This is a genomic window from Paenibacillus sp. A3, assembly GCF_001399685.1.
GTDB lineage: Bacteria > Bacillota > Bacilli > Paenibacillales > NBRC-103111 > Paenibacillus_G.
Genome location: NZ_JTHN01000136.1, coordinates 50185 through 63595 on the forward strand (window position 1 = coordinate 50185; position 13411 = coordinate 63595).

At 54.3% G+C, this 13411-nt stretch carries 12 protein-coding genes; all 12 read right to left on the reverse strand.

Translation table 11 applies throughout. The annotated features are described in order from the left end of the window. Positions 1-19: 19 nt before the first annotated feature. Positions 20-826 carry a spore cortex-lytic enzyme gene (sleB, locus tag QJ48_RS20640; protein ID WP_054975392.1) on the reverse strand — a complete coding sequence of 269 codons (807 nt, stop codon included), beginning with the start codon at positions 824-826 and terminating at the stop codon, positions 20-22. A gap of 130 nt (positions 827-956) precedes the next feature. Beyond that, positions 957-3530, reverse strand: coding sequence for a DNA translocase FtsK (locus QJ48_RS20645; protein ID WP_054975393.1), 2574 nt, complete (start codon positions 3528-3530; stop codon positions 957-959). Between the two features lie 125 nt (positions 3531-3655). Next, positions 3656-3892, reverse strand: a complete 237-nt coding sequence (locus tag QJ48_RS20650; protein ID WP_054975394.1) for a YlzJ-like family protein — start codon at positions 3890-3892, stop codon at positions 3656-3658. Next, positions 3889-4641, reverse strand: coding sequence for a ClpP family protease (locus QJ48_RS20655; protein WP_054975395.1), 753 nt, complete (start codon positions 4639-4641; stop codon positions 3889-3891). Before QJ48_RS20655 ends, QJ48_RS20650 begins: the two co-directional genes overlap by 4 nt. A gap of 198 nt (positions 4642-4839) precedes the next feature. Further along, positions 4840-6516, reverse strand: coding sequence for a ribonuclease J (locus tag QJ48_RS20660; RefSeq protein ID WP_054975396.1), 1677 nt, complete (start codon positions 6514-6516; stop codon positions 4840-4842). A gap of 208 nt (positions 6517-6724) precedes the next feature. Beyond that, on the reverse strand, positions 6725-7600 hold the full coding sequence (dapA, locus tag QJ48_RS20665; protein WP_054975397.1) for a 4-hydroxy-tetrahydrodipicolinate synthase: 876 nt from the start codon (positions 7598-7600) through the stop codon (positions 6725-6727). A gap of 28 nt (positions 7601-7628) precedes the next feature. Beyond that, positions 7629-8846: an aspartate kinase gene (dapG, locus tag QJ48_RS20670; protein ID WP_054975398.1), complete on the reverse strand. Its 1218-nt coding sequence runs from the start codon at positions 8844-8846 to the stop codon at positions 7629-7631. 84 nt (positions 8847-8930) lie between these two features. Continuing rightward, positions 8931-9971: an aspartate-semialdehyde dehydrogenase gene (locus QJ48_RS20675; RefSeq protein WP_054975399.1), complete on the reverse strand. Its 1041-nt coding sequence runs from the start codon at positions 9969-9971 to the stop codon at positions 8931-8933. Between the two features lie 43 nt (positions 9972-10014). Further along, positions 10015-10608, reverse strand: coding sequence for a dipicolinate synthase subunit B (locus QJ48_RS20680; RefSeq protein WP_054975400.1), 594 nt, complete (start codon positions 10606-10608; stop codon positions 10015-10017). Continuing rightward, entirely contained in the window at positions 10605-11504 is a 900-nt protein-coding gene (dpsA, locus tag QJ48_RS20685) for a dipicolinate synthase subunit DpsA (RefSeq protein WP_054975401.1), read from the reverse strand. Before dpsA ends, QJ48_RS20680 begins: the two co-directional genes overlap by 4 nt. A gap of 183 nt (positions 11505-11687) precedes the next feature. Further along, positions 11688-12143 carry a dUTP diphosphatase gene (gene dut, locus QJ48_RS20690; RefSeq protein ID WP_237762991.1) on the reverse strand — a complete coding sequence of 152 codons (456 nt, stop codon included), beginning with the start codon at positions 12141-12143 and terminating at the stop codon, positions 11688-11690. Beyond that, positions 12136-13386, reverse strand: a complete 1251-nt coding sequence (locus tag QJ48_RS20695) for a pitrilysin family protein (protein ID WP_054975403.1) — start codon at positions 13384-13386, stop codon at positions 12136-12138. Before QJ48_RS20695 ends, dut begins: the two co-directional genes overlap by 8 nt. Between the last annotated feature and the right edge of the window lie 25 nt (positions 13387-13411).

A 13411-nucleotide genomic window follows, 5' to 3' on the forward strand; every position in this document is an offset into this window, starting at 1 on the left:
GTTACTTCTACTACATGCGCTATTTGCAGAAAATATGTTTGCCAATTTGCTTGACTTGCGGACGGGTCCAAATCCACTTGGATGTGGCCGTTATCGGATTGAAATAATAAATGCATCCGCCGGATGGATCCGACCCGTTCAGCGCGTCTTGAACCGCCTTGCGAGACGTTTCGTTCGGTGTCAGCCATATTTGTCCGTCCGTTACGGCTGTAAACGCTCCAGGCTGGAAAATGACGCCCGAGACCGTATTCGGAAAGCTTGGCGAATTCACGCGATTGAGAATAACGGCGGCAACGGCGACTTGGCCGATATACGGCTCCCCGCGCGCCTCGCCGTGTACCGCATTGGCCATCAAGTTCAGATCCTCTTCGGAAAGACCGAGACGGTTGGAACGCGGTATGCCTGCGTTCGCCGGCGGCGCAGCGCTTTCGGGCACGGGTCCGCCTTCGGCGGCTTGCCCTCGTCCGGCACCTGCTACCCAAGGAGGCAGCTCTTCGGCTTTCGCCTTCCATCCTTTTGTTGCTTCCCACAGCTTCAGCTTCGTTTTGTCCCCGGCGATGCCGTCGACCTTCAACCCGAATTCGGACTGGAACCACTTGAGCGACTTTAAGGTCTGATAGCCGAAATCGCCGTCCACCTTGCCGTAATAAAATCCGAGATGCTTCAAACGACCTTGGAGCTCGTAGACGTCGGCCGTGCCGGACGCGCCGTAGCGGATTTCGTTCTTGCTGAATGTCTGCTGCACCTTCAGATGCTGCTTGAACTGAAGTCCGGCGAACAGAATAAATACCAGGCCAAGCGTAATGAAGATCAATCGTTTATTCATTCTGGCAACCTCACCTTTCCCGCCTTCGTTGCGGCAACCTTTTTAAGGTTATTATGAGAAAGGGAGTCAGCTTCTATTCAGCCTAAACTGGGAATCGCTGGGCCAGGATAACGCATCATCCAAGAGTCGCTCAGGAGCTCATTCGGTTCATTTGATACTGTTCAAGCGACATCAAGACTTCACGCGGCTTGCTGCCCTCGTACGGGCCTACGATGCCGCGCGCTTCCATCGTATCGATCAACCGGGCGGCACGCGTATAACCGACACGCATGCGGCGCTGAAGCAGGGATACGGACGCTTGCTTCGCTTCCAGAATAATTTGGACCGCCTGATCGTACAATTCGTCCTCAAACGTTTCCGTCTCTTCTTGCTTATCTTCGACATGCGGAACCATGTCTTCCACGTATTCCGCCTGCCCCTGCGTCCGGACGAAGCCAACGACCGCTTCCACCTCCTGATCGGAGAGGAAGGCTCCCTGAACCCGGACAGGCTTCGAAGCGCCCATCGGCAAGTACAGCATATCCCCGCGGCCAAGCAGCTTCTCCGCGCCCGCAGAATCAAGGATTGTCCGCGAGTCTACCTGCGAGGACACGCCGAAGGCGATCCGTGAAGGAATGTTCGCTTTGATGACGCCGGTAATGACGTCAACCGACGGCCGCTGCGTAGCGATGATGAGGTGAATGCCTGCGGCGCGCGCCATCTGAGCGAGGCGGCAGATCGCATCCTCCACGTCGTTGGCCGCAACCATCATCAGGTCCGCCAACTCGTCCACGATAACGACGATATAAGGCAGCGGAGCGCCAGTTTGCGTTTCCACCAGCATCGAATTGTAGCCTTCGATATTGCGCGTACCGCTTTTGGAGAAAAGCTCGTACCGCTTTTCCATCTCGACGACGACTTTTTTGAGCGCAAGCGAGGCCCGCTTCGGATCGGTTACAACCGGTGCCAGCAGGTGCGGAATGCCGTTGTACACGTTCAGCTCGACCATCTTCGGGTCGATCATCAGAAATTTGACTTCGTCGGGCTTTGCTTTATAAAGAACGCTTGTGATGATCCCGTTAATACAAACGGATTTCCCCGAGCCGGTCGCCCCTGCGACGAGCATGTGCGGCATTCGTGCGAGATTGCCGACGATCGGCTGCCCGGAAATATCGCGTCCCAGCGTAATCGACAATTTGGACGCCGCGTCCTGAAAGGCCGGGCTTTCCATAACTTCGCGCATCGTGACCACGGATACCTCGGTATTCGGCACCTCGATCCCGATGGCGGACTTGCCCGGAATCGGCGCTTCCATACGAATATCCTTCGCAGCCAGAGCGAGGGCGATGTCATCCGTCAAGCTGACGATGCGGCTTACCTTTACGCCGACGTCCGGCTGAATTTCGTAACGGGTAACCGCAGGGCCGCGGACGACCTCCAGCACCTTGGCGCGTACGCCGAAGCTTTCGAGTGTCGCTTCCAGCTTGCGGGCAACCGCCTTGTAATCCAGCGAGTCGCTTCCTTTGCCCGAAGGGGGCTTGGCCAACAGCTGCAAGGAAGGCAGCTCGTACGGGATAGCGAGCGGTTTGTTTTTGATGTCAAAATCGTCCGCCCCTTCCGCACTTTCCTGCTCCTTAGACACCGGATCAGGTTTGCGGTCTGCGGCATTCTCAGCGGAAGCGGGACTGTCGGATGCACGCGCCGCTTCCTGATGAACCTGCTCTTGAAAATCGCGGATCACCGGGATTGCCGGTTCGTGTTCTTCTTCGTAAGGGATATGCTGTTCCGGCAAGCCGGAATCGCTGTCGTGCGAATCCTGGGCCGCCGAATAGACCGTGACCGCTTCTTCTTCCTCTTCCGGTTGAACGCGTCCCTTTTTCGGCTTGCCCTCCGCCTTGTTCTTTTCCTGCGTTTCAGACGGTTTAAGCAGCTCGAAGAACAGGCTGCGCATTTTTCCCGGCTTCCGTTCCTTGCGCTCCGGCTTCAATGTCTCTTCGTCGAACTCGTCCTCCGGCGGCGGCACATAGACCGCTGCGGCTGCCGGCTTCTTCTTGCGCTGCGCGCTCGCGGCCGCCGTCTTCGCCCGGCTTCTCTCCAGCAGCTTGCGCTTTATGTATTGGCCGAGCAGGGTCTCGGCAAACGGCTTGCGCCCGCTGATTTTGTTCATGATATCGCCGACCGACAATCCCGTAATGAGAATGAATCCTACGACGAACAGCGTGTATTGAATCAGACGGGCGCCCAGGTTGCTGAACAAAAAGTGCAGCACCGCGTAGAGCACTGCCCCGATCATTCCCCCGCCGACGCCGTCGGTCAGAATCGCCATTCCCTTTTCCGTCGGATCCAGTCCGTCTACCATGCTCGCCCAAGTTTGGGACAGCACTTGGCCCTCAGTGAAATTCCCTTTCGGGTAAAGCTGCGAGAACAGGCTGATATGGCTCATCAGCAGCAGCGACAGGATGATCAGAAGCACCCCGAGCTTGCGGTGTGTCCGCCACACCGGCCATTCCCTTTTCATCATCGCGTACAATCCGGCGTATATAAACACGAGCGGAATGAGAAAATCCCAAGTTCCGATCACAAATCGAAACAGATAGGTCAACGAACGGGCTACCGAACCTTCACGGGATAAAGCGATGATCGAAAAAATCAAAATAACGATGCCGTACAGTTCAAATTTGAGATTTGATTTGATTCCCTTGCCCTTTTTCCTTTTCCTGGCCAAGGCCGCTCACCCCCGAGCCTTCATTATACCATAAACTGGGGTGAAGCTAAACGAAGAATGCGAAAATATATTCCCCTCCGGCCATTAAGCGGCAAGGAAGCGCTCCAACCTCTGCGTAACTCCCTTTATTCGCCGGATTCCCGGACCATCGGTTGAAATTCGATCATTCGCCCGGGAGCGTATTGGGGGTTCAAAAAATCTTGCGGGTTGCAGCTGATCAGCCGGACGATCTTTGCTTGCTGCGCGTTGACCGGCTCAACCTGCATCCTGACCCCGTTCATCACAATATCGACAGTGGACGATTTCATCGCTTCGATTCCTTCGTAGACGGTTTCCAGCGGCAGGATCGAATAATGAATCATTGGATCATGCCTCCTCCATTGCCGGCTCGCCGCTCATCGATCAAGGCGTTGAGTTTGCGAATGGCTTCCCCTATGCCGCCCAGCGAGTCGATGAGTCCGTATCGGACGGCATCCGCACCGATGACCGTCGTGCCGATGTCACGCGTGAGCTCGCCCGTTTTGAACATCAGTTCTTTGAATTTCTCCTCGTCGACCCGGGAATGCCGGGTGACGAACCGGATAACCCGCTCCTGCATTTTGTCCAAATATTCGAAGGTCTGGGGGACGCCGATCACCAGACCGTTCAGACGGATCGGATGAATCGTCATCGTCGCCGTTTCGGCTATGATTGAATAGTTAGCCGAGACCGCAATCGGAACTCCGATGCTGTGCCCGCCGCCGAGTACAAGCGTTACCGTCGGTTTGGACAACGTAGAGATCATCTCGGCGATTGCCAGCCCGGCTTCCACGTCTCCGCCCACCGTATTCAAAATAATGAGCACGCCTTCGATTTTCGCGTTCTGCTCCGCGGCGACAAGCTGCGGAATCAAATGCTCGTACTTGGTCGTCTTGTTTTGCGGCGGCAGAACGATATGACCCTCGACCTGCCCGATAATGGTCATGCAAAAAATGTTGGATTCGGTGGCAGGCGCGGCTGTCTGCCCCAGCTGCTGAATCGCATCGACCGTTGCGCTTTTGCGTCCTTCTTCCGTCGTCGGCGCCTGGGGCGGTTGCACCGGCTGCTGCTCTTGTTTATCTTTGGATTGCATGAAGAACATCCCTCCGTTAGCTGAAATGTCCTTGTTAGTATGGTGCAGTCGGGCAAAACTATGCGGGGCGCCGAATATGGGTATACGAAAAAAAGACCGCGTAAAGCGCGGGAAATAATCCCCGTTTACGTGGTCTTTACACAAAACCGCTTTTATAAACTCTATCCTCAAGTGAGTTCGTATGACTGGTGGGAAGTTTTACACTTCCATGATGATTGGCAAAATCATCGGTCTTCTTCGGGTTTGCTCATATAAAAATCGGCCGAGTGCGTCTTTGACATGGGTTTTGAGCGAAGCCCATTCATTGACATTTTCGTTCATTAAGCGATGGAGCGTGCTCGTCACGATCCGGTTTGCTTCTTCCAGCAGTCCTTCCGACTCTCGTACGTATACGAAGCCGCGAGAGATGATATCTGGACCGGACAGGATCGTCCCGTCCTGCTTGCTGAGCGTTACGACGACGACCAGAATGCCGTCTTGGGACAACAGCTTGCGGTCGCGCAACACGATGTTGCCGACGTCGCCGACACCGAGGCCGTCGATGAGAACGTTGCCTGCCGGCACCTTGGAACCTTTGCGGGCAACGCCGTCCTGAATTTCCACCGTATCGCCGTTATCCACGATAAAAATATCTTCGCGCGCGATGCCGACCGATTCGGCAAGCATCCCGTGCTGGCGAAGCATCCGATACTCTCCGTGAATCGGTATAAAATATTTAGGACGCATAATATTCAGCATCAGCTTTAATTCTTCCTGGCTGCCGTGTCCGGATACGTGTACCCCTGTGATCGAGCCAGGCCCATAGATGACATGCGCGCCAATGCGCATCAATTCGTCCACCGTACGACCTACGTACCGCTCATTTCCGGGAATCGGCGTAGCGGCGATGATGACGGTGTCGCCGGGCAAAATGTCCATCTTGCGATGCGTGGAGCGGGCCATCCGCGTCAGCGCCGACATCGGCTCGCCCTGAGACCCTGTAGATAGAATGGCTACGCGGTCGGCCGCGAGCTTGTTCACTTCCTCCGGTTCGATCAGCATGCCATCCGGAACGCGCAAGTAGCCCAGTTCGCTGGCGATGCTCACGACATTCACCATGCTCCGCCCGATCACGGTCAGCTTGCGGCGGGTCGATTCGCACGCGTCAATGACCTGCTGAATCCGGTGAATGTTGGAGGCGAAGGTCGCGATAACGACGCGCTGCTTCGCTTTGCGGAATACGTCTTCGATTTCCGCGCCTACGCTGCGCTCCGAACCGGTATAGCCCGGACGCTCCGCGTTCGTACTATCCGATAACAGTGCAATAACGCCTTTGCGGCCGATCGCTGCCATCTGGTGAAGATCCGCGTACTGTTCGTTGACCGGCGTCTGGTCGAACTTAAAGTCACCGGTATGAACCACATTGCCTTCCGGCGTCTCCAAGCATACCCCTACCGAGTCGGGAATACTATGGTTCGTCTTAAAGAACGTGGCGGTCATGCAGCCGAGCTTCAATTCCGATTCGGCCGTAATAACGATCCGTTTCGTTTCCCCGAGCAGATTCGCTTCCTTCAGCTTCATCTCGATCAGACCCATGGTCAGCCTCGTTCCGTACACCGGAACGTTCAGGTGCTTAAGAACGTAAGGCAAACCGCCGATATGATCCTCGTGGCCGTGTGTAATGACGATTCCGCGCACTTTATCGCGATTTTCCGTCAAGTAAGAAATATCGGGAATGACGATATCGATCCCGAGCATATCTTCCTCCGGAAATTTCAATCCGCAGTCTACGACTACAATATCGTTCGCATATTGAACGACATACATGTTCTTCCCGATTTCACCCACGCCGCCCAGGGCGAAAATCGTTAATTTGTCTATATTTTTCTTGGACAAGTAACTAAACCTCCTCAATGTAATTGACGACGATTTCCATATGATTAATCAAAACCAAATTTTAACCGCACCAGTCACTTGACATTCATTATACATGAAAAAAATGACTCTTTACAAGTGAGCCGGTCAATCGGCCATCCACCTTGCGTAATTCGTATTATTCCCAAAACAAAAAAAACCGATGCCGCAGGGCACCGGTTCGCAAAGCTTATGCAAAAAGCGAAGCGATAAATTGTTTTTCTTGTTCCGTGACGTCCACGAGCGGCAGGCGAACCCCGCCCACGCGCAGTCCTTTCAGGTTAAGCGCATGCTTGACCGGAGCCGGGCTCGGTACGCGGTGAGGGCATAAGAACAGCCCGCGGAACACCGGAAGCAGTCGACCATGAAGCCTCGCCGCCTCTTTGACTTCGCCCTGCAAGTAGCAATCGATCATCGTTCTCATTTCTTTGCCGATTACATGGCTCGCAACGCTAACGATTCCCCGCGCTCCGACCGCCAAAGCGGGAAGCGTGGCGCTATCGTCGCCGCTGTAGACAAGAAAGCCCGGTGCGGCGCCGGTAATGATCTGCGTCAGCTGGTCCGTATCCGTGCAATCCTTCGTCGCAACGATGTTTGGAATGTGCGACAAACGAATCGTCGTTTCCGGATCGATATTGACACCGGTCCGCCCGGGCACGTTATAAAGGATGATCGGTATGTTAACCGACTCGGCAATGGCTTTGTAATGCTGGTACAGTCCTTCTTGCGAAGGCCGGTTGTAGTACGGCGCCACCAGTAGCAGCGCATCGACACCCAACTTTTCGGCCGCTTGCGACAAATGAATGGAGTGAGCGGTATCGTAGCTGCCGGTCCCTGCAATAATCTTGCAGCGGCCGCGCGCGTGCTTTACGGCCCTTTGAAAACTTTCGAGCTTCTCTTCTTCCGTTAGTGTAGGAGATTCGCCGGTTGTGCCGCAGATAACGAGACTGTCGCTTTGCTGCTCCTCGATCAAGTAGTCCATCACGTTCTCAAATTGCGCCCAGTCGATGTTAAGCTTGTCATCGAACGGCGTAACCATGGCGGTTATCATTGTGCCAAAATCCACGTGTTGTCTCCTCCTAAAACATTATGCGTTATCTATGGAGCTCGAATTTGCGGTGCAGCGCACGGACGGCTTTGACCATGTCGTCGCCTTGCACCAATACCCAGATGGTCGTATTCGAATCGGCAGATTGCAGAATTTGGATGTCTTCTTCCGTAAGCGCTTCGACAATGTGGGCCATGATGCCGGGTACTCCGTTCATTCCCGCCCCGATGATCGATACTTTCGCGCAGTTCGGCGTGATGTGCGGCGTATAGCCCATTCCCTGAAGCGTTTCGGCTGCCCGCTCCGCTTCATGATCAAAGACCGTGTACACGACGCCGGACGGGTTGACGTTAATAAAATCGACGCTGATTCGCTGCCGCGCCATCGCTTTAAATACATTAAGCTGAAGATCGTAGCTGCCTTCCTGAGGCGCTACCCGAATTTGCGAGATATTCGGCACGTGAGCGATGCCCGTCACAAACCGGTCCTGCACGGTCCCGGATTCACTCCGAAGCGCATCGGCATGCGTAACAAGCGTACCTTTATCCTTGGAAAACGTGGAGCGCACTCTTACCGGAATTCCGGCATTCATAGCGACTTCTACCGCTCTGGGATGAATAACCTTCGCGCCTAAATGCGCCATGTTGCAGATTTCCATATAAGAGACGACCGAAAGCGGTCTTGCTTCTTCCACGATCCGCGGATCTGCCGTCAAAATACCGCTCACATCTGTGAAGATCTCGACGAGCTCCGCATTTAAAGCCGCTCCAAGCGCGGTAGCCGACGTGTCGCTTCCGCCCCGGCCGAGCGTCGTGAAATCGCCTGTCGCCGTCTCGCCTTGAAAGCCGGCGACGATGACGACGTTCCCCTGCTCCAGCAGTTCAAGCATCCGCCCCGGCCGAATCGTCACGATTTGAGCATTGCCGTGTTCGTCATTCGTTAAGATTCCCGCTTGCGCGCCGGTTAAAGCAACGGCAGGAATCCCCTCGGCATTCAGTAGACTGCACAGCGTAGCGGCCGAGATGAATTCGCCGCAGCATAGCAGCATATCCCTTTCGCGCGCAGGCAGTGTATTTCCATTTTGACCAATCCAATCCAGTAGCGTGTCCGTTGCGTAAGGCTCTCCTCTGCGACCCATAGCCGAAACAACAACAACCGTTTTGTATTCTTGGTTCAAAGCATCTTGGATGTGTTCAATAACGTGTGTTCTAGCCTCGGCTGTGGAAAGAGATGTGCCTCCGAATTTTTGCACCAAGATCCTCATGTGATCTCTCCCCTTGTCCATGTGCCATAGTTAATAGCAAAATTCTGGCTTCCTGAGTGTCTCAGAAAGCCAGTTTAGTTCCATTTATTGCTGCTCGATCGCGATGTATTCGGCAATTTGAACGGCGTTCCATGCCGCTCCCTTAAGCAGGTTGTCGGATACGATCCACAGATTGAGGGCTCTCGGGTTGCTAAGATCGCGGCGGATACGGCCGACGAACGTTTCCAGCTTGCCTGTCGCTTCCGTAGCCAGCGGATACAACTGTTCGTCAGCGTTATCCTGTACCACGATCCCCGGTGCGTCAGCCAGCAGGCGTTTCACCTCTTCGATGTCGAAATCTTGCTTCAGCTCGACATAAACCGATTCGGAATGGCCGTAAACGACCGGAATCCGCACGCAAGTCGCGGTGACTTCCAGCGTTTCGTCGCCCATGATTTTTTTCGTTTCGTTGATCATTTTCATTTCTTCGTAAGTAAAGCCATTGTCCACAAATTTGTCGATTTGCGGAATAGCGTTGAATGCGATTTGATGCTTGACCGGCAAAGAGCCTACCGGCAAAATTTGCGGCTCGACAGCGTTTCCTTCCAGCACTTCGCGAGACTGTCGAAGCATCTCGTTAATCGCGCTGGCGCCTGCGCCGGATACCGCTTGGTAAGTGGAAACTATGATGCGGGAAATGCCGAAACGGTCGTAAAGCGGCTTCAGCGTTTGTACCATTTGAATCGTAGAGCAGTTCGGGTTGGCAATCACGCCTTTGTGGTCGCTGACTTTGTCGATGTTTACCTCAGGCACGACAAGCGGCGTTTCCGGGTCCATCCGGAACGCGCTGGTGTTGTCGATGCATACGGTTCCGTGCTTGATCGCTTCCGGAACCAGTGCCCGGCTGACGTCGCCTCCTGCGCTGAACAGGGCAATGTCCACGCCTTTGAAGCTGTCCGGCGTTGCTTCTTCAATCGTCACTTCACGGCCTTTGAACTGAAGTTTCTTGCCTGCGGACCGGGCCGAGGACAAGAGCTTCAGCTCTTGGATGGGGAAATTCCGTTCAGCCAGCAAACGGAGGATCTGTTCTCCTACGGCACCTGTCGCGCCTACTACTGCGACGTTAAACAACTTTTGATTCGACATGTATTGTCCTCTCCCCTAAAGATAAATGATAAAAAATGCAGGATCAGTAATGAAACCGTTCAATCAGCATCGGCTGCAGCTGCTTGCCCTGAAGGGCCGCCTCGCAAGCTTCCATAATCAAATCCATGCGCGCCACAAGCGAATTCGGCTTGACCGTCGGCGCATCCTGTCCGAACGGGACGAAATAAATGTTTTTGGTAATCAGAAGCTTACCGATATTCGTGGCGTTCAGTCCCAATCCGTCATTTGTCGAAATCGCCAGCACGAGCGGTCTCCCGTTGCGCATTTGCGCTTTGGCCGCCATCAGCACGGGACTTTCCGTCATGGCGTTAGCAAGCTTACTGGTCGTATTCCCGGTACAAGGAGCAATCACCATTATGTCTAGGAGTTTCGAAGGACCGAGCGGTTCTGCATCTACAATTGAAGAAATAATATCATTTCCTGTGATCTCTTTCAACTCTTTTTGCCAATTTGCCGATGTGCCGAAACGCGTGTCCGTGGTCATGATCGTATTGGATACGATGGGCACGACTTTGGCCCCGGCATCGACAAAGCGCCGGATTTGCGGCATCGTTTCTTCAAACGTGCAGTGAGAGCCGGTCAACGCGAAGCCCACCGTCAATTGATCCCAATTCATTCCCCGTTCCTCCTTCGTCTTGCGTCCTCCATGATGATGCGGGTAAGCGTATCGGCAATGATGCGCCCGGCCGTCTTCGGGGCGACAATCCCGGGCAGCCCCGGCGCAAGCATCGCCTTCACCCCCCGTTTTTCGGCATAGCGGAAATCGGTTCCGCCCGGCTTGGAAGCAAGATCGATAATAATGGCGCGATGCGGGATATTGGCGATCACTTGAGCGGTAACCACCATGGCCGGGATGGTGTTGAACAGCAAATCCACTTGGGATACGTGGGAAATCAGCTCTTGCGTATAGAAGGGGTTCATTCCCATCTCGATCGCGCGGGCGTAATATTCAGGCTTGTTGACGCCTACCCTGACCTTCGCGCCCATGCCTTGCAGCGTACGGGCAAGCGTCGCTCCGGTTCTTCCGAAGCCAAGCACCATGGATTCCGAGCCGTGAATGGTGATATCCGTGTTCTGAATCGCCATCATCACCGCGCCTTCGGCTGTCGGAATGGAGTTGTAAATCGCCACATCGTCACGGTCGAACAATTCGATCAGCCCGATGCCTTCGTTCGAGCATAATTCACGTAAGTAAGGTTTGGCCATGCCCGTAAAAACGATAGCATGTTTCGGCAGAGCAGCTATATGTTCAGGGGTAAGTCGCAATTCCTTGGATGAAAACAGACTGTCCACATTTCCTTGATCGTCCGTCCCAACGGCAGGCAAAATGACGGCATCCAAAGCCACAAGCGCTTCGGGCGTCAATTCTGCCTTGGTGATCCCGCTTGAACCGTTCTGCAAATTATCAAAGCCGAACAAGAAGACGGATGCGTCGAGTTCGGAGCATTTATGAATCACTTCGAGCTGCCTGGCATCGCCGCCGATCAACGCTACTTGAATCCCGGTCAGCATTCATTCTCACCTCTTTCCATGTCGCTCTCGATAAATCATCTTATGCGACAGCCCAGAGAGGGGTTCCAGCAGATCAAGCCCCAAACGACGGCGGCACGCAACGTCCGGCGGCCAACAAAAAAGCGCTCTTCCGTCAAGCCGAATTGCCGGCCTGCGGAAAAGCGCTTGGATCGTCCGTCTTCCTTATTTTGTTCCCGTATGCCCGAAGCCACCCGCTCCGCGTTCCGTCTCGTCCAGCTCGCTTACTTCTGTCAGCGTAATAAGCGGCACCGTTTGGAACACCATTTGCGCGATGCGCTCGTTACGGTTGATGGTGAACGTTTCTTTGCCGTGATTGATCAGCAGTACCTTGACTTCGCCGCGATAATCGGCATCGATCGTACCCGGCGTGTTCAAGGATGTGATCCCGTGTTTAAAAGCAAGCCCGCTTCGCGGACGGATCTGGGCTTCCAGCCCTGCCGGCATGGCAAGCGAAAACCCGGTCGGAATGAGCGCCCGTTCGCCCGGCCCTAGATCGACCGGCTCGCTTACGGCCGCGTACAGGTCGAAGCCGCTGGCCAGCTCGGACATTTTTTGCGGCAGCGCGATATCTTCGTTCCCCGGCAGCCGTTTAATGAACACTTCGATTCGTTCAGACAAGCTGATCCCTCCTAAATCCGGCGATGGCATCATTCGTCTGCCCGACCATAGCCAATGCAAACGGCACGGACAGCATCTCCGCCGTCAGCGCTTGTACTTGCTCCATCTCCACGCTTTCGATACGCTGTATCATTTCATCCAGATTGTAATGTCTGCCCAGCATTAACTCGTTTTTCCCGATCCGGTTCATCCGGCTGCTGGTGCTCTCCAGGCTTAAAATCAAGCTGCCCTTCATCTGTTCCTTGCCCTTCTTCAGCTCGGTCGGGGTCAGTCCCTTCTCCTTGATGTCGGCCAGCAGTTCAAGCGTCACCTTAAGCACTTCTTCGGTCTGCTTAGGCGCCGTACCGGTATAGACGGTAAACAGCCCCCCGTCCTGGTAGGAGGAATGATAGGAATATACCGAGTAGGCCAGTCCGCGTTTCTCGCGGATTTCCTGAAACAACCGGGAGCTCATGCCGCCGCCGATCGCATTGTTCAGCAGGATCATCGCATACAGCCGGTCGTCCTTCGCAGCCAGCCCCGGCAGCGATAAACAGATATGGTTTTGCTCGGTTTTCTTCTGATGATACTCGGAATTGCTCCGGAACGCCAAAGGCTCAAGCGGGGCCTGCGAGCCCGCATTCGCGAAGCTGCCGAAATGCTTCTCGATCAAGCCCACGACATCGTCGTTAATGTTGCCGGCGATGCTGATGACCGTATTGGCAATCGTGTACTTCGACTTCATATACTCCTTGAGCGTATCGGAGGTCATCGCCGCGAGATTGCTCTGCGTGCCGATGATGGTGCGTCCGAGCGAATGTCCGCCGAAAGCGGCCCGGGCAATCAGATCATGCACCATATCATCCGGGGTATCTTCATACATCGCGATTTCTTCGTAAATGACATTTTTTTCTTTTTCCAATTCCGTCTCATCGAACACCGAACCGAAAAACATATCGGAGAGCACTTCCACTGCGAGCGGCAGATGCTCGTCCAGCACCTTGCAATAATAGCAAGTGTACTCCTTGGAAGTGAAGGCGTTCACGTTGCCTCCGATGCCGTCGAAAATTTCAGCGATATCTTTGGCGGAGTATTTTTCCGTGCCCTTGAAGAGCATATGCTCGATAAAATGCGAAATGCCGTTGTTCGTCTCATTTTCGCTGCGCGATCCGGTTTTGACCCAGATGCCGAAAGCAACGGAGCGGCACGTCGGAATTTTCTCAATGACGAGCCGCAGTCCGTTGGTAAGTGTGTATTTGTCCAAACGCTTTAAGCCTCCTCGGTACGGC